This window comes from Micromonospora zhanjiangensis, assembly GCF_042650605.1.
GTDB classification, from domain to species: Bacteria; Actinomycetota; Actinomycetes; order Mycobacteriales; family Micromonosporaceae; genus Micromonospora_J; species Micromonospora_J zhanjiangensis.
Window position 1 is genome coordinate 274,458 of record NZ_JBHSBN010000005.1, and the last position, 16,433, is coordinate 290,890.

A 16,433-nucleotide genomic window follows, 5' to 3' on the forward strand; every position below is an offset into this window, starting at 1 on the left:
CGTCCGCCGGTCTCAGCTGCACGGCCGCCAGCCTAGGGGCGGGGACCGACACCGTCCGTCGCCGGCAGGACGATGGTGAACGTGGTGCCGACACCGAGCCGGCTCGCCACGCCGATGGTCCCGCCGTGGTCGGTGACGATCTGTTTGGCGATGGCCAGGCCCAGCCCGGCGCCACCGGTGCGCCGGGCCCGGGACGCGTCGGCCCGCCAGAACCGGTCGAAGACGTGCGGACACTCCTCCGGCGCGATGCCGGTGCCGGTGTCGGCCACCTCGATCACGGCGTCCCGTCCCCGCGGTCCGGCGCGCAGTTCGATCCGGCCGCCGGCCGCCGTGGCCCGGACGGCGTTGCCGACCAGGTTGCCGATCACCTGCCGCAGCCGGTCCGGGTCGGCCGTCACCCGCACGGGCGTGGCGGCCACCGACAGGGTCACCCCGGCCGCGACGGCGGCCGGCTGGTGGCTGGTCCCGCACAGGTCCAACAACTCGGCCAGGTCGACCGGGCCACGGTGGTACGTCAGCCTGCCGGCCTCGGCCAGCGCCAACTCCTGCAGGTCGGCGACGATGCGTTGCTGGAGCACGGCCTCCTCGTGCAGCGAGGCGAAGATCTCCGGGCCGGGTTCGACCACCCCGTCGGCGAGCGCCTCCAGGTAGCCGCGCAGGTTGGCCAGCGGTGTCCGCAGTTCGTGCGCCACGTCGGCGGTGAGCTGGCGTTGCCGTTCCTCACCCCGTTGCAACGAGTCGGCCATCCGGTTGAACTGCCGGGCCAGCTCGGTCAGCTCGTCCCGACCCCGGATCGGCACCCGGATGGTCAGGTCGCCCTGGCCGAGCCGGCGGGCGGCGTCGGTGAGCCCGCGCACCGGGCGGAGCACCCGGTTGCTCAGCAGCGCCGTGGCCAGGATGGCGACGGCGGCCACCCCGCCGGCGACCGCCAGCAGCGGGCCGGTGGCCAGCGGGGCCCGGTCGTTCGGCGCCCCCAGGTAGAGCCGGGCGGGCAGCGGCGCCACGTCGACGATGTCGGCGGTGAAGGCGGCGGCCAGGCAGGGCTTGGGATCCAGGTCGTCGGACTGCCCGGCGGTGGCCCCGGGTACCGGTATCTGAGTCGGGCCCAGTCCGAGCCGCCAGGCCTGCCTGCCGGGCAACGACAGACAGTCGAGCAGGTTGGCCTGCAGCGATTCGCGCGGTGTCCAGCTCAGCTCGGCCCGTTCCTGACAGCTGTCGATGGTGGTCGAGGGGGCCCCGTCGACGGAGACGTCGGCCTTCAGCTTCGGCACGCCGTACCGGATCGACGTGACCCGGACCGGGATGCCCGCGGCGGACAGGCAGTTGGAGAACAGGGCGTCGATCCGGTACGAGCGGATCAGATCCTCGGTTATCCCCACCAGGGTCTTGTCGTCGGCGCCGGCGGGCAGGGCCAGCGCCGGGCGCGGGTCGACGAACGAGGTGACCAGCCCGAGCGGACGGGCCGTCCGTCCGGCCAGCGTGTCGGTGTCCGCGATCACCGTGCCGTTCTCGGTGACCAGGTGGATCCGTTGCCCGGTCTGCCGGTGCAGGTCCTGGATCTGGGCGGCCACGCCGGTCCAGCTGGCGTGTTCGCGGCCGTAGTCGGTCAGCCGGGTGCCGATGGTCTCCGCCTGGGCCCGGTCGACGTTCGCCGTGTCGGTGATCTGCTGGCTGGCCTGGCGCAGCACCAGCCAGGTGGTGGCCACCGTCGCGGAGACCGCCACCAGGACGAGCAGACCCAGCACGCGAAGCCGGAAACTCACCGTGGCTCGCCGCCCGGGGCCCGGCGCGACGGCGGAGCCGGGTCGTCCTCGCCGGCCTCGGCCAGCCGGTAGCCGCGTCCGGTGACGGTGCGGACGTAGCGGGGGGTGGCCGGGTCGGGTTCGATCTTGCGGCGCAGGTTCATCACGTGCGCGTCCACGGTGCGTTCCAGCACGTGGTGGTCGAAGCCGAACGCCCGGTCGATGATCTGGCCCCGGGTGAAGACCCGGCCCGGCTCGCCGGCCAGCACCTCCAGGATGCCGAACTCCTTGGCGGTGAGCCCGACCGGCCTGCCGGCCACCCGTACCTCGAACCGGCCGGGGTCGATCTCCAGGTCGCCGACCCGCTGGATCACGACGTCGGCGTTCTTCACCACGCCGGAGCGGCGCAGCAGCGCCCGGGCCCGGGCCACCAGTTCCCGCGGGCTGTACGGCTTGGTCAGGTAGTCGTCCGCGCCGATGTCCAGGCCGAGCAGGACGTCCTCCTCGGTGCTGCGCGCGGTCAGCATCAACACCGGTACGTCCGACTCGGCGCGCAGGATCCGGCACACGTCCAGCCCGTCGACCACCGGCATCATCACGTCCAGGATCACCAGGTCCGGCCGGCGGGTCCGGGCCCGGTCCAAGGCGGTACGACCGTCCCCGACGACCAGCACCCCGTAGCCCTCGCGTTGCAGGTACAACCGGATCAGGTTGGCCTGCTTCGGGTCGTCCTCGGCGACCAGCACCCGTGCGCTCATCGTTTCCATCCTGCCCTGTCGGTCGGAGGCGATCTCACCGCGGGGGCCGTGAAGAATCGATGAAGTTCCGATGCGGAGGCCGTCCACGAACTTTTCGTGGTCGCCCATACGACTTCTTCACGGCAAACGCACAGCCGCCGGTTACGGTCCGGTGCTGTGACCTCCACTCGTCGTCGACTGCTCACCAACGCGGTCGCCGCCCTCACCGGCTCCGGTCTGACCTACGGCGCCCGGCATGCCTACGACGCCCTCACGGCGGACCGGCCGCTGCCCTTCTACGGCGGCTACGCCTCGGCGATCCACGCCGACCGGAAGACCCCACCCCGCGCGGACCGGGTCGACGTGGTCTGGCAGGTCTCGACGACGAAGAAGTTGGTGGCGCTGACCTTCGACGACGGTCCGCACCCCAGGTGGACGCCCGAGGTGCTGGACATCCTCGACCGGACCGCCACCCCGGCCACCTTCTTCATGATGGGCCGCAACGCCCGCGAGCACGGCCACCTGGTGACCGGCCGGCTGGACCGGCACGAGGTGGGCAACCACACCTGGGCGCACCACGACCTGGCGAAACAGACGTACGAGGAGAGCCTGACCGCCCTGCGGGACAGCCACCGGGAGCTGACCCGGCTCTGCGGTCGCGAGCCGGTGCTGATGCGCCCACCGTACGGGCACCTGGCCGGCGCCAGCCTGCTCGCCGCCAACGAACTGGCCTACCGGGTGGTGCTCTGGAGCCGGCAGATGCTGGAGTCCGAGTACCCGGGGGATCCTGCCGGCCTGGCCCGCTACGTCGTGGACTCCTGCGCGCCCGGGACGATCCTGCTGGCCCACGACACCGGACCGGAGGACCGGCTGGTGGCCATCCGCGGGCTGGCCAGCATGATCGAGGGCCTGCGCGGTCGGGGGTTCGACTTCGTCACCGTCTCCGATCTGCTTCGACAGGCGGACGCGGAGCGGGACCGCGGTTAGCGCGGTGGGCCGCGACCCGGGTCCGGCTCGCGCAGGTGCTGTCGCAGTAGCGTCGGGTCGGTCCGGGGCCGTGCCGCAGCACGGCGTGCCCACAGCCGGCCGCGGCGCACCGGGCCAACACGTCCACGCCGTGTTCCGCGACGAGCAGGGCGAGCGCCATCGACCCGGAGGCGGCCAGCCAGCCACCCCACGTCGAACCGGGTGCGTCCACGTGCAGGTGCAGCGGCGTCCCGCCGCCGACCAACCGGGGCCGGGCGGTGCGGGCGAGCAGGTCGTTGAGCCGTTCGGCGATCCGCTCCCGGTCACCGGCGGCGGCGAACACCGCGGCCAGGTCGGTCCGCGCCGCCCGGGCGTCGGCCAGGTCGACGTCGTCCACCTCGACCGGTTGCGGTTCGTCGTGAGCGAGGAGCAGGTCCCGTAACCGCCCCGGTGAGGTGAGCAGGTCGGGGTGCCGCTCGGTGGGCGCGGTGTTCACCAGCGCCACCGCGAGCCGGGCCCACCGGGTGGAACCGAAGCGAATCTGTCCGGCCATCTTGTTACGGTACCAAACATGAAACCCGTTACAGGACCCGTACCGGGAACGTCCTCCGCCGTGCGCCTCGGTGGACGTGGCGTCCGGCTGCTGTCCGCCGCGACGGCCTCCCGGCTGGCCGACGAGGCGGCCGGGATAGCCGTGGTGCTGGTCGTCATCGCCCGCACGGCCGATCCCCGGCTGGCCGGACTGGTGGTCGCCGCCTTCGCGCTGCCCACCCTGGTCACCGGGCCGGTCCTCGGTGCGCTGCTGGACCGGCTGCGCCGCAAGCGGATCCTGTTCGTCGTCAACCAGGTGACGTTGGCCGGCACCCTCCTCGCGGTGCTGCTGCTGGCGGGCCGGGCGCCCGGGCCGGTGCTGGTCGGCCTGGGTCTGCTCGCCGGGGTGACGGCGCCGGTGTTGACCGGCGGGTTCAGCAGCGTCCTGCCCCGGGTGGTGCCGTCCACCGCGCTGCCCCGGGCCAACGCCGTCGACGGAGCCAGCTACAACATCGCCGGACTGGCCGGTCCGGCCCTGGTCGCGGCGGTGGCCGGCAGCCTGGGCGCCGGCGCGGCCCTGGCAGGTACCGCCGGGCTCGCCGCCGTCGGTCTCGGGCTCGTCCTGGCCGCGCCGATGCCGGCCCCGCCCGAGCCTCGCGCCGGCGTCGGCGGCCGGATCGAGCCGGGTGCCGGCGAGCCGGACCCGACCGCGTCGGCGGTGGCCGGGCCGAACCCGGCCACCGCCGGATTGCGCCGAAACGAACCGGCCGTCGGTGACCGGCACCGACTGGAGTCGTTCCCGGTGGCGCTGGCCCGCGGGCTGCGGCTGCTGGTCCGCGTCCCGCTGCTGCGCGCCACCACCGTCGCCACGACGATCGGATACGCCGCCCAGGGGCTGCTACCGGTCACCATGCCGCTGTACGCCGTCGCGCTGGGACATCCGGCCGCGCACGGCGGCTGGTTGTTCACCGCGATCAGCCTCGGCGCGCTGGTCGGCACCCTGCTCTCGGAGCGGCTGCTGGCCCGCCGGTCACCCACCGCGGTGCGCGGCCACCCTGGCCGTCCGGCAACGCTGCACGCCGACACACCGGTACGGTCAGGTCGTCGCTACCACGGCCAGCGTCAAGACCGGCGCGTACGCCCTGGGCGCCGCCGCCACCGGACTGCTCGCCGCGCAGCTGACCGCCCGGCAGCTCCTGCTCGTCGTCGCGGCCGGTCAGGCGCTCGCCGTCACGGCGTTCGTCCTGTCCGGACGGTCGGTAGGGCGGTCGGAGGACATGGCCGCACCCGTGGGTCGACGTCGGAGGCTGTCGAGCCGGGCTACCGGAATGCGGGCCAGTGCTCCGGCCTTTAGGCCGGGGGTGAAGGCCCGCGCTGGGAGGGCCGCCGGGCCCGAGCAGTGCCTTAACCCGGACGGTTCTGCTGCTCGATGTACTGCTTCATGACGGTCAGCGGTGCGCCGCCGACGGAGCCCGCGAAGTACGAGCCCGACCAGAGTTTGTTGGCTTGGTAGTAGTGCCGCACGAGGTCGGGGAACTCCTGCCGCAGGCGGCGCGAGGACACCCCCTTGAGGCTGTTGACCAGCCGAGCGACCGCCACCTTGGGCGGGAAGTTCACGAGCAGGTGGACGTGGTTGTTCTGGCCGTTGAACTCGACCAGTTCGGTCTCGAAGTCGGCGCAGACGTCTCGCATGATCGCTTTCATGCGGGTCAGGTGTCGGTCGGTGAACACTTTGTGCCGGAACTTTGTCACGAAGACCAAGTGGACATGCATCGCGAAAATACAGTGTCTGCCAGTGCGGATACCTGCGTGTTCAGCCATAAACCAACATGGTACGTTGTTGTACGTGCAGTTCCGGTACAACTTCCGCGTCTACCCGACGCCCGGGCAGCAGATCGAGCTGGCGCGAGCGTTCGGGTGCGCGCGGGTGGTGTTCAACGACGCACTCAGGCTGCGCCAGCAGGCCCGCGAGCAGGGCTTGCCGTACATCTCGGACGTCAATCTGTCCAAGCAGGTCATCACGCAGGCCAAGAGGACCGAGGCCCGAGCCTGGCTGGGCGAGGTTTCGGCGGTGGTGTTGCAGCAGGCCCTGGCGGACCTGAACACCGCCTACCGCAACTTCTTCGCCTCCGTCACGGGCAAGCGCAAGGGCCGCAAGGTCGCCCCACCGCGGTTCCGGTCTCGGAAGGACAACCGGCAGGCCATCCGGTTCACCAAGAACTCCCGGTTCAAGGTTCTCGACAACGGCCGCCTGCGGCTGCCGAAGATCGGCGATCTCGCGGTCCGCTGGTCCCGGCCGCTGCCGTCGGACCCGTCGAGCGTGGCGATCATCCGAGACGCGTCGGGCCGGTACTTCGCGTCGTTCGTCGTCCAGACCACGGACGAGCCGCTGCCCAAGACGGACTCGCAGGTCGGGATCGACCTCGGGTTGACCCACTTCGCGGTCATGTCCGACGGCACGAAAATCGCGGCGCCGAAGTTCCTGCGCCGCGCGGCCCGCAAACTCAAACGGTTGCAGCAGGACCTCTCCCGCAAGCAGAAGGGCTCGGCGAACCGCAAGAAGGCCGTCAAGAAGGTCGCTCGCGCTCACGCGCGGGTGGCCGACACCCGGCGGGACTGGCAGCACAAGCTGTCCACGGCGATCATCCGCGACAACCAAGCGGTGTACGTCGAGGACCTGTGCGTCGTCGGTCTCGGCCGGACCAGGCTCGCGAAGTCCGTGCATGATGCGGGCTGGGCCAGTTTCACCGGCATGTTGGAGTACAAGGCCGCGAGGTACGGGCGCATCTTCGGTCGGGTGGACCGGTGGTTCCCGTCCACTCGCATGTGTTCGCAGTGCGGACGCATCAACGGCAAGATGGCGCTCAACGTTCGATCGTGGGACTGCCCCTGCGGAGCAACCCACGACCGGGACCTCAACGCCGCCATCAACGTGTTGGCCGCCGGACAGGCGGACAAGTCAAACGACCGTGGAGCGCACGTAAGACCAGGACTCGTCCCGGCAGCGCGCGGTGAAGCGGTAACCCACCCGGATGCCGCGTGTTCCACGCGCAGCGTGGAGGGAATCTCCGTCCTTTAGGGCGGAGAGGATGTCAATGGTGGTGCCGGCGACCTGGTTGTGGCGTCTGCGGCATCCGGTCGGCCGGTTCCTGCACCGCTACCTGCTGCGGCCGCTCGGTGTGGCGGTGGCCTGGGTGTGGCGGTACACCGTGGTGGCGCTGTTCCGCGGCCTTGTCGCGATCGGCCGGCTGGGCTACCGATACCTGCTGCGGCCGGTCGGCCTGGCGGTGGCCTGGGCCTGGCGACACACGGCGGTGCCGCTGTTCCGGGGCGTCGTCTTCCTGCTGCGGGTCACCGTCGTGGCGCCGGCCCGCTGGACGTACCGGGCGGTGCTCGCGCCGGCCGGACGGTGGCTGCGCGACGACATCCTCCGCCCGATCGGCGCGGCCGTCCGCGAGGTCCTGACCGCCCTCGGCGTACGCCGAGGCTGACCGCGGCCCGGCCCTCGGTCCGGGCGTCGGTGCGGCCGCCGGTCCGGCTGCGTTTCCTGTCGCGGCAGTGGCGACAGACGCGCCCGGTTCGGCGTGCGGGCGCCACCGATGCCGGGGTGGCAGCGCTCACCCGTCGGGAGCGTCGCGGGCGCCGCGTAGCGCGATGGCGGTCAGGCCACCGATGAACACCAGCCCGGCGCAGAGGAGGGCGCCGACGTCGTGTGCCGGGCGGGCGGGCCAGATCCATGGTGTGGTGAGCGCGGGTCCGTGCCACTGGGTGTACAGGGCGTAGATGGCGATCATGAGGTAGGCGGTGGGGCCGCTCCAGGCGAGCGTGCCGCCGAGAAGAACGGCGCACAGCAGCCCGAGGCCGGTCAGTCCGGCGAGGTTGCGCAGCACGTCCAGCGTGCCGCCGGCGAGGTGGCCGCCGATTCCCGCGATGGTCAGCGCGCCGGCCGCGCCGGCGGTCAGGGCCAGTGCGGTGCCCAGTCGCAGCAGTGGCAGCCATCGGCCGGTGGCACGTTCCGGCTCGCCGAACGGACTGGCGCTGGCGACGGCGATGGCGGCGGCACATCCGGCTTCGAGGATCAGCGGGAGTTGGCGCGCACCGTATGCGTCCCATTGCCGATGCAGGGCGATCCGTAGCACGGCGGCGCAGACCGCGATCGCGGCCAGGGCCACCGGAAAGCGGCGGCTGGTCAGATGCAGCCGGGCCAGGCGGAGGCCGGCCCGTCCGGGTCCCGTCGGCGGCCGGCCGGCCGCGGCGGGCGTCATGGCAGCTCCGCGAGGGCGATCCGACCGGCCCGCAGGGCGGCCACGTGCTGCGTGAGCCAGGCGCGTCGGGCAGCGGGCGGCAGGGCGCCGAACCGGTGCGCGGCGGCGGCAGTCGGGCTACCGGGAGGGAGGGTGGCGGTCCTGAGGATGGCCTCGGCGACCGCCTGCTGCGCCTCTGTCGTCGTGCGCCGGTCGCCGCCGATGACCTCGCTCAGGATGTCGCGCGCGGTGCTCGTCCGCAGTTGGACGGCCAGTTCGTCGGTGCTCAGCGAACGCCCCAGTTGGACGGGGAGGAGTATGCGCAGCGTCGGTGGGGCGCCGCTCGCGGCCGGGTCGGCTCTGCTGATACCGACCTCGTTGCCCGCTCCCTGCCGGTAAGTGGCGGGGGCCTGCTCGATGCGGACCGGTGCGCCGGGCAGGCCGGCCAGCTCGCCCAGGACCGGGTTGAGCGCGGCCGTCACGGTGGGCAGGTGGACGGCGTAGGCGGGGTGCAGGCAGACCGGGATCGGCGCGTCGCCGCACACCGGCCGATAGCGGACGGGACGGTCGTCGGCCGGGTTGTGCAGGGCGGGAACAGCGATCATGCCGTGCGGGTCGAGCTGTCCGGTGCCGGCCAGCGCGGTCGCGGTGCCGACGGCCAGCAGACCGGCCGCAGCCAGGGCGGCGGCGCCGCCGCGCAGCCATCGGCCGCCGGAGCCGGCGGGCAGACCCAGCACCCCGAGCAGCGCCGCGGTGAGTCCGGTGAGGAACATCAGTTGGACGACCGGCAGGTCGGGCAGGTAGCGGTAGAACGTGGCGACGCCCTGGTCCGGGCCGGTCTCCCAGGGGCCGGCGACCAGCGGGGACACCTGCCAGGGCGAATGGTCGCCGTGGATGAACTGCGCGGTGAGTTCGAGCGCGAGGAACGCGCCGACCGCGACCAGCGGCGCGGTGAATCGGCTGGGGCGCAGCGCCCCGGCGGCGAAGCCGAGCGCGGAGAACGCGGGCAGGCTCGCGGCACCGACCGCGGCCGGCCACCACAGCGGGCCGCCCCAGGCGCCCTGCCGGGCGGTGCTTACGTACAGGACAGCCACACAGCCCAGGTATGCGACCAGCGCCCAGCAGGTGGTGGCGGCCCAACTGGCGAGCTGGCGGACCCATCGCGGCCGGGCGGCGCCGGACAGCAGATCGGTCATGCCGTGGCGGGCCTCCCGCGAACCCAGCCAGGCGGCGGCGCCGACCACGATGGGCACGAAGGCCGCCGGGGCGCTGGTCTGCATGGTCATCGCGCGGACGTTCCACAGTGGTGGGTACGCCATGGCCGGCCGATACGTGATCAGCCAGAAGAGCGCGGCGACGATCGGCAGCATCCACCGTGTCACGTTGCGGCGCAGTTCCAGCCGGAGCAGCCGGCCGCCCGCCGCCAGCGGCAACCGGACAGCCCGGGCCGGCCCGATGCGCGCCGGCCTGACCGACGTGGTGCTCACGAGTTCGCCGCCGCGAGTACGGCGCTGTAGCCGCGCTCCAGCGGGGCGTCTCCAACCGCCGTGGTGCCGATGCCGCGGGCGGCCAGCTCGTCCGGCGTACCGTGGAAAACGATCTTCCCCTGGTCCATCAGGGCGACCCGGGCGCAGGCGGCCCCGACGTCCTCGACCAGATGGGTGCTGACGATCACGGTGGCCCGCCGCCCGAGGTCGCGCAGCAGGCTGCGGAACGCGACCCGCTGTGCGGGGTCGAGCCCGGCGGTCGGCTCGTCCAGCAGCAGTAACTCGGGCTCGTTGACGATCGCCTGCGCGATCCCCACCCGGCGCAGCATCCCACCGGAGAGGGTACGCAGCTTCGCCTTCGCCTGGTCGCCCAGGCCGACGCGTTCGACGGCGGCGGCGACCGCGCGGTGCACCTGTGCCGGCGGCAGCTCCTTCAGCAGCGCGAAGTACTCGACGAACTCCACCACCGTGAACCCCGGGTAGAAGCCCAGATTCTGTGGTACGTAGCCGAGCCTGCGCCGGACCTGCCGGCGCTGCCGGTAGGCGCCGGGGTCCCGCCCGAGCAGCCGTATCCGGCCCGAGGACGGTGGGATCACCGTCGCCAGCATCCGCAGCAGGGAGGTCTTGCCCGCACCGTTCGGGCCGAGCAGCCCGAGTACGCCCGGACCGGCGTCCAGGGTCACCCCGGCCACGGCCGTGGTCCGGCCGAACCGGCGGGTCAGATCGGTGGTCGCGATGTTCATGAGGTTCCTTTCGGAATCCGGGTCGTGTAGAGCACGACTGCCGCGCAGCAGCCGGCGAACGTCAGATAGGGAAGCCACAGCACCGTGGTCGTCACCGCCGCGCCGAGTCGCCCGGTGGCCGCCTGAGCGGCCAAAATCATGATCACCCAACCGGTCACACCGGCCGCCACGCCGACGTTCGCCGATCGGGCGACCGTCGCCGTGGCCAGCGCCAGCGCGCACACCGCGGTCATCGGGAGCAGCCAACCGAGCGTGACCGCCGTGGCGGCGCCCGACGCGGCCGAGCCGGCCAGTCCGAACGCCGCGTTCAGGCCGAACACCGCCAGCGCCCGGACCAGCAGCACCATCCGGTCACTGACCGCCACACTGCAGGACAATTCCCAGGCCGGGTCGATCCCGGGCCCGTAGGCGTACCCGATGCCGGCCGCTGCCACCGCCGGGGCGAGCAGCGCGAGATACGGCGTCCCGGTCTCCAGCGTGGCCAGCATCCCGGCCAGCAGGACCACCCCGGTGGCGACGACCCACCCGAGCAGCAACGACGGCGTGGTCACCAACGCCCGGGCCAGCCCCGGTGAACGGAGCAGCCGACCGGCCAGCCGCTCGACGAGGCCCGGACGGCGGCGCCACACCTCGGCGGCCACCCCGACCCAGACCCGGTCCAGGTCGACGTCGCACGGCGCCGCGTCCCAGCGGCCCGGAACATGATCGGCACCCGCCTCATGGCCGCTGGTCATCGCTCACCTTCCCCGCCCATCGGATCCTGCCCCCGCAGCGCCACGCGCATCAGCCGCCGGACCTGGTACGCGCGGCTCTTCACCGTTCCCTCCGGAACGCCCATCAGCTCAGCCACCTCGGCCACCGGCCGGTCCTCGAGGTACATCAGCCGCCACGTCTCCCGCTGCGGGCTGCCCTCCGGGCCGAGCGCCTCGGCGGCGTCGGCGAGTTGCGCCCGGGACACCGCCGCCTCCGTCGGGTCCACCGGCCGCCCCTCGCCGGCCGCCACCAGCGCGGTCAGCAGCACCTCCGGTTGCCCCCGGCGGCGCAACCACAGCGCCGCCTGCCGCCGGGCGATGCCCCACAGCCAGCCACCGGCACCCCCCGACCGGTAGCCCCGGGCCCCCCGCCACACCGCCAGGAACGTCTCCTGGAGCACGTCCTCCACGTCCGGGGCGGGCAGGACCGTACGCAGCCGGGCCGCCAACCAGGGCGCATGTCGCGAGAACAGTTCCCGCAACGCCCCGTGATCACCATGCGCCACGGCTCGGACCAAGTCGTCGTCGTCCATCGCCTTCTCTGTTGCGATTGGGCACCTGCCGGTTCACGGTGACGCCGAGATTCTTCCCGATCGTGCCCGGACCGCGGGCCTGGCGAGTTTGCCCGGCCGGTCGCCGGGTAGTCGGCCGCTCCGGAGTGCCCGAAAAGGAGGCAGCTGATGAGCGGTCGGACGACGGCGGCGGTCATCTACTACAGCGCGACCGGCGTGACCTACCAGATGGCCCGGGCCGCGGCCGAGGCCGCGGAGAGGGCCGGTGCGGAGGTCAGGCTCCGCAAGGTCCACGAGCTGGCGCCGGAGGAGGCGATCAACTCCAACGCCGGTTGGCAGGCACACCGGCTGGAGACCCAGGACGTGCCGGAGGCGACCCTGGACGACCTGGAGTGGGCCGAGGTGGTGATCTTCGGCACGCCCACCCGGTACGGGGTGATGGCAGCCCAGCTCAAGCAGTTCATCGACGCCAGCGGTCCGCTCTGGGCCCGGGGCGCGCTGGTGAACAAGGTGTTCGCCGGGTTCTGCTCGACGGCGACCGCGCACGGCGGGCAGGAGGCGACCCTGTTGTCGATGTTCAACGTCTTCTACCACTGGGGCGGGATCGTGGTGACCCCCGCCTACACCGAGCCGAGCCAGTTCGTCTCGGGCAACCCGTACGGTGGCTCGCACACCAGCAACAACGGTGAGCTGCCGCCGGACGAGAACGCGCTGGCCGCGACCGCGTTGACCGCCCGGCGCGCGGTGCAGATCGGCGGCGCGTTGCGGGCCGGGTTGCCGAACGGCTGACCGGCGGTCCGGACAGGGGCTCTCAAACCTGCCCGGACCGCCGGCACACCGGTGCTACCCCGGCAGCGCCGAGGTATGCACCGGCCCGACCGAATTCAGCGGGCCGGACACAGCCGGGGCGCAGGACGCCGGGGGCGGCCGGGGCTCAGGGCGCCGACGTCGCCAGGGTGGGCAGCAGCCGGGGCAGCAGGTCGGCCAGCACCGTGAACCCGTCGGCGCTGAGGACGGATTCCGGGTGGAACTGCAACCCGACGAAGCCCCGGCCGCGTACCGCGTGCACCGCGCCCCGGTCGGCGTCCCGGGCCACCTCGACCGGCCCGTACCGGGTCGGCAGCCGGTCAGCGTCGGTGACGGCCGTGTAGCTGGAGTAGAAGCCCACCCGCCGGTGGGCGCCGAACAGGTCGATCTCCCGCCGCACCCCCTGGTACGGCGCGTCGCGGCGGTGCAACCGCAGCCCGAGCAGCCCGCACAGCAGCTGGTGGCCGAGGCAGACCGCCAGCGTGGGCCGACCCGCGGTCAACAGGTCGACAAGGGTCCGGCGCAGCGCCGCCATCTTGGCGTCCGAGCTGTCGGTCGGGTCGCCCGGCCCGGGGCCGACCACCACCAGGTCGTGCTCCGCGCGCACCGGCGCCAGGGCGGTCCACGGTGTCAGTTCCACCGCCAGGCCGAGCGCCCGCAACTGGTGGGCGAGCATCCCGGTGAAGGTGTCCTCGCCGTCCACCACCAACGCGCGGCGGCCGGTGAGTTCGGGCAGCGCGGCGGTGCCCGGGGTCCGCTGGTCGAGCCAGAACCGGGCCAGCCGGTCGTTGCGGGCGGCCAGCGCGGCCCGTACCGCCGGTAGTTCGGCGAGCCGCCGGGTCGGCGCCGCGTCGCCCGGGCCGGTCCGGGTAGCTCCCGTGGGCCTGTCCGGCCCGGTGGGGGCACCGTCCGGCCCGGTGGCCGGTACGCCCGCCGTCGCCGCCGGCACGGCTACGCCGAACGCGGCCAGCACCCCGGCCGCCTTGGCATACGTCTCGGCCACCTCGCCGGCCGGCGTGGAGTGCCGGACCAGGGTGGCGCCGACCGGCACCCGGACCCGGCCGGTGGGGGAGATCTCGGCGGTGCGGATCAGGATCGGCGCGTCGAGGGTCTGTCGGCCCCGGTCGTCGTGGCCGAGCAGGGCCAGCACCCCGGCGTAGTACCGCCGGCCACGCCGCTCCCGCCGGGCGATCACCCGGCAGGCGTTCTCCATCGGGCTGCCGGTCACCGTCGGGGCGAACATGGTCTCCCGCAGCACCTCACGGACGTCCCGGGTGCTCTGGCCGGCCAGCAGGTACTCGGTGTGGGTCAGCCGGGACATCTCCTTCAGGTACGGTCCGATCACCTGCCCGCCGTACTCGGCGACGGTGGCCATCATCTTCAGCTCCTCGTCGAGCACCATGTACAGCTCGTCGATCTCCTTCGGGTCGGCCAGGAACCGCAGCAGCGCCTCCGGGTCGGCCGGTCCGTCCGGGTGCCGGTGGGTGCCGCTGATCGGGTTCATCATCACCAGCCCGTCCTCGACGCTGACGTGCCGCTCCGGGCTGGCACCGACCAGGGTCCGGGTGCCGGTGTGCACCAGGAAGGTCCAGTAGGCGCCCCGCTCGCCGACCAGCAACCGGCGCAGCGCGGCCAGGGCGGTGGCCAGCGGCGCACCGGTCAGGGTCGCGGTGAAGGTGCGGTGCAGGACGAAGTTCGCCCCCTCGCCGTGACCGATCTCGTCGGCCAGTACCGCCGCCACGGCAGCGGCGTAGTCCGGGTCGGCGATGTCGAACCGGCCGTCGTGGACGGCCACCGGCCGGTCCGGCAGGGCGGCGAGTGCCTCGGTCAGCGGAATCCGCCGGTGATCGGCGACGGTCAGGTACTCCAGTGGGGCGCCGTCGTCGACGCAGGCGAAGCCGCGTTCGGCGACCTGCCGGTAGGGCACCACGGCGAGGGTGCGTGGTCCGGCGGGGCCGGCCGGCAGCGGCAGGTCGGCCAGCCGGTCGGCGGTGTGCGCCGAACCGGTGATCATCTCCAGCTCGTCGCCCTCGGATCGGCGGAGCAGGGCGAACGGCCCCGGGTCGATGCCGGCGTCGACGGCGGCGAGCAGGTCCTCAAGTGGGTTCATCGCGTTTCCTCGGGCTCGGGCGGGACCGTCGGCGGCCGGTCGGAGCACGGGAAAGGCGAACGGCCGCCGGATCGGGCGGCCGCGGGGTGGTTATGCGCGCGAATGGGCCGCCGGGTCGGCGGGCCACCAGGAACACGGGTACGCGGGCACGCCGCAAGCTTACGGGCCGCGCCGCCGCCGCGGAAGCCACTCCGGCGGATCGGTCGCCGGTACCGCCGGTCGCCGGTGGCATCGACATCGGCGGCATCCGTCGTCGGCGGGGCGGCACGCGGGCGCGGACTCGGGCATGACCGGATCGGCCGCCGGGTAGGTTGATCCCGATGAACATTCTCGCTCTCGACCTCGGCACCTCGTCGGTGCGGGGGCTGGTCCTGGACGGCGACGCCGTACCGCGGCCCGGCGCGCTGGCCCGGCGCAAGATGACCATGTCGGTCGGCGAGGACGGCGCGGCCACCCTGGACGGCCCCGGGTACCTGGCCGCCCTCGTCGAGTGCCTCGACGAGCTGGCCGCCGGCGGTCACCTCGACGGCGTCGGGCTGGTCGCGGCCTCCGCCCAGTGGCACTCGGTGGTCGCGTTGGGGCCCGACGGCGCGCCGCGCAGCCCGGTGCTGACCTGGCTGGACACCCGACCGGCACCCCTGCCGGGGGCGTCCGGCCCGGCCGACGAGACGGCCTTCCACCAGCGCACCGGCACCTGGTGGCACCGGTTCTACTGGAACATGCGACTGCCCTGGCTGCGCGATCGGCTCGGTGGCGGCCCCGTCCGGTACGTCGGCCTGGCCGAGTACGTCTTCGGCGCGCTGCTGCACGAGGCGCCGATGTCGGTGTCCCAGGCCTCCGCCACCGGGATGCTGGACGTGCGGACGTTGCGCTGGGACGACGAGGCGTGCGCCCTGGCCGGCGTACGGGACGGCGAGCTTCCGGTGCTGGCACCGGCCGGCTGGCGGGGCCGGCTGCGTCCGGACGTCGCCCGCCGGTGGCCGGCGCTGGCCGACGCGTCGTGGGCGCCGCCGATCGGCGACGGCGCCGCCTCCAACATCGGGTCGCAGTGCGTCGACGAGAACCGGGCCGCGGTCACGGTCGGCACGTCGGCGGCGGTCCGGCTGGTCCAGGCGTCGCCGCCCGGCGTCGCGTTGCCGCCGCTGCCCGACGAGCTGTGGCGCTACCGGATGGACCACGAGCGGATCGTCACCGGCACCGCCTTCTCCGGCGGCGGCAACCTGTACGCCTGGGCGAGGCGGGAGCTGCGGCTGCCCGAGGGGAAGGAGCTGGAGCAGGCCCTGGCCCGGCTGCCGCACGGTGCGACGCCGGTGCGCGCCGACCCACGACTGGGCGGCGACCGGCCGCCGGGGCTGGCCTCGGCCGGCTCGGGCCAGCTGTCCCACCTCGGGTTCAACACCACCGCGGTGGAGATCTTCGCCAGTCTGATGGAGGCGCTCTGCCACCAGGTGGCGAGGGGTCTGGTCAAGATGGAGTCGACGGTGGGGCATCCGGTCGAGGTGGTGCTCGGCGGCGGCGCGGTCGCCGCGTCCCAGTGGTGGCGGGAGGCGTTCCTGACCGTGCTGGCCCCCCGACCGGTCAGCTACGAGTCCAATCCGGAGATCGGCGCCACCGGTGCGGCGCTGGTCGCGATCGGTCGGCTTGGCGGTGCCACCGGCCTGCAGCGGGTCGGGCCGATCGACCGGCCCGGGTCACCGACACCGGCAGGATCCGACGGCTGACAGTATCCTCCTGGGGCGCGGGACGGATCGACCGATTGACAGCAGCACCGTGCCTGGTTGGATGGGACTTCCGTCCTCGGC

The 16,433-nt window shown here is 73.3% G+C and carries 16 protein-coding genes; 6 read left to right on the top strand and 10 right to left on the bottom strand.

What is annotated here, in order from left to right:
- Window positions 1-32: 32 nt before the first annotated feature.
- Together ACFOX0_RS10540 and ACFOX0_RS10545 are read right to left on the bottom strand one after the other, a co-directional pair.
- Entirely contained in the window at window positions 33-1,763 is a 1,731-nt protein-coding gene (locus ACFOX0_RS10540; protein ID WP_377544127.1) for a sensor histidine kinase, read from the bottom strand.
- A complete protein-coding gene (locus tag ACFOX0_RS10545; RefSeq protein ID WP_377544130.1) occupies window positions 1,760-2,509 on the bottom strand; it encodes a response regulator transcription factor in 750 nt (249 codons plus the stop codon). The genes ACFOX0_RS10540 and ACFOX0_RS10545 overlap by 4 nt, the downstream gene beginning before the upstream one ends.
- A gap of 147 nt (window positions 2,510-2,656) precedes the next feature.
- On the opposite strand from ACFOX0_RS10545, the gene ACFOX0_RS10550 reads away from it, so the two are divergent.
- Entirely contained in the window at window positions 2,657-3,466 is an 810-nt protein-coding gene (locus ACFOX0_RS10550; RefSeq protein ID WP_377544133.1) for a polysaccharide deacetylase family protein, read from the top strand.
- Here the strand turns inward: ACFOX0_RS10550 and ACFOX0_RS10555 are convergent.
- Window positions 3,414-3,998: a CGNR zinc finger domain-containing protein gene (locus ACFOX0_RS10555; RefSeq protein ID WP_377544135.1), complete on the bottom strand. Its 585-nt coding sequence runs from the start codon at window positions 3,996-3,998 to the stop codon at window positions 3,414-3,416. The genes ACFOX0_RS10550 and ACFOX0_RS10555 overlap by 53 nt on opposite strands.
- Window positions 3,999-4,016: 18 nt before the next feature.
- Between ACFOX0_RS10555 and ACFOX0_RS10560 the strand changes: the two genes are divergently transcribed.
- Window positions 4,017-5,330 carry an MFS transporter gene (locus ACFOX0_RS10560; protein WP_377544138.1) on the top strand — a complete coding sequence of 438 codons (1,314 nt, stop codon included), beginning with the start codon at window positions 4,017-4,019 and terminating at the stop codon, window positions 5,328-5,330.
- A gap of 50 nt (window positions 5,331-5,380) precedes the next feature.
- On the opposite strand, the gene tnpA is transcribed toward ACFOX0_RS10560, so the two are convergent.
- Window positions 5,381-5,797 carry an IS200/IS605 family transposase gene (gene tnpA, locus ACFOX0_RS10565; protein WP_377544140.1) on the bottom strand — a complete coding sequence of 139 codons (417 nt, stop codon included), beginning with the start codon at window positions 5,795-5,797 and terminating at the stop codon, window positions 5,381-5,383.
- Here tnpA and ACFOX0_RS10570 point away from each other — a divergent pair.
- Window positions 5,700-7,055, top strand: coding sequence for an RNA-guided endonuclease InsQ/TnpB family protein (locus tag ACFOX0_RS10570; RefSeq protein ID WP_377544142.1), 1,356 nt, complete (start codon window positions 5,700-5,702; stop codon window positions 7,053-7,055). The two genes, tnpA and ACFOX0_RS10570, sit on opposite strands and share 98 nt — an antisense overlap.
- A 10-nt stretch (window positions 7,056-7,065) precedes the next feature.
- Entirely contained in the window at window positions 7,066-7,467 is a 402-nt protein-coding gene (locus ACFOX0_RS10575; protein ID WP_377544144.1) for a hypothetical protein, read from the top strand.
- Between the two features lie 126 nt (window positions 7,468-7,593).
- On the opposite strand, the gene ACFOX0_RS10580 is transcribed toward ACFOX0_RS10575, so the two are convergent.
- Genes ACFOX0_RS10580 through ACFOX0_RS10600 form a run of 5 tightly spaced genes read right to left on the bottom strand, consistent with a single transcriptional unit; the run spans window position 7,594 to window position 11,735 of the window.
- Window positions 7,594-8,241 carry a hypothetical protein gene (locus ACFOX0_RS10580; RefSeq protein WP_377544146.1) on the bottom strand — a complete coding sequence of 216 codons (648 nt, stop codon included), beginning with the start codon at window positions 8,239-8,241 and terminating at the stop codon, window positions 7,594-7,596.
- Window positions 8,238-9,707, bottom strand: a complete 1,470-nt coding sequence (locus ACFOX0_RS10585; protein WP_377544148.1) for a hypothetical protein — start codon at window positions 9,705-9,707, stop codon at window positions 8,238-8,240. The genes ACFOX0_RS10580 and ACFOX0_RS10585 overlap by 4 nt, the downstream gene beginning before the upstream one ends.
- Window positions 9,704-10,450, bottom strand: a complete 747-nt coding sequence (locus tag ACFOX0_RS10590) for an ATP-binding cassette domain-containing protein (protein ID WP_377544151.1) — start codon at window positions 10,448-10,450, stop codon at window positions 9,704-9,706. Before ACFOX0_RS10590 ends, ACFOX0_RS10585 begins: the two co-directional genes overlap by 4 nt.
- The gene (locus ACFOX0_RS10595) at window positions 10,447-11,184 is read right to left on the bottom strand and encodes a hypothetical protein (RefSeq protein WP_377544153.1); all 738 of its coding nucleotides are present in this window, start codon (window positions 11,182-11,184) and stop codon (window positions 10,447-10,449) included. The genes ACFOX0_RS10590 and ACFOX0_RS10595 overlap by 4 nt, the downstream gene beginning before the upstream one ends.
- Complete coding sequence (locus ACFOX0_RS10600) at window positions 11,181-11,735, bottom strand: RNA polymerase sigma factor (protein WP_377544155.1); 555 nt, start codon at window positions 11,733-11,735, stop codon at window positions 11,181-11,183. Before ACFOX0_RS10600 ends, ACFOX0_RS10595 begins: the two co-directional genes overlap by 4 nt.
- Window positions 11,736-11,882: 147 nt before the next feature.
- Here ACFOX0_RS10600 and wrbA point away from each other — a divergent pair, with 147 nt between their 5' ends.
- Entirely contained in the window at window positions 11,883-12,503 is a 621-nt protein-coding gene (gene wrbA, locus ACFOX0_RS10605; RefSeq protein WP_377544157.1) for an NAD(P)H:quinone oxidoreductase, read from the top strand.
- A gap of 145 nt (window positions 12,504-12,648) precedes the next feature.
- Here wrbA and ACFOX0_RS10610 read toward each other — a convergent pair whose 3' ends face one another.
- Window positions 12,649-14,631, bottom strand: a complete 1,983-nt coding sequence (locus ACFOX0_RS10610) for an anthranilate synthase family protein (protein ID WP_377544159.1) — start codon at window positions 14,629-14,631, stop codon at window positions 12,649-12,651.
- A 320-nt stretch (window positions 14,632-14,951) separates the two neighbouring features.
- On the opposite strand from ACFOX0_RS10610, the gene ACFOX0_RS10615 reads away from it, so the two are divergent.
- Window positions 14,952-16,352: an FGGY family carbohydrate kinase gene (locus ACFOX0_RS10615; protein ID WP_377544161.1), complete on the top strand. Its 1,401-nt coding sequence runs from the start codon at window positions 14,952-14,954 to the stop codon at window positions 16,350-16,352.
- Window positions 16,353-16,433 lie beyond the last annotated feature (81 nt).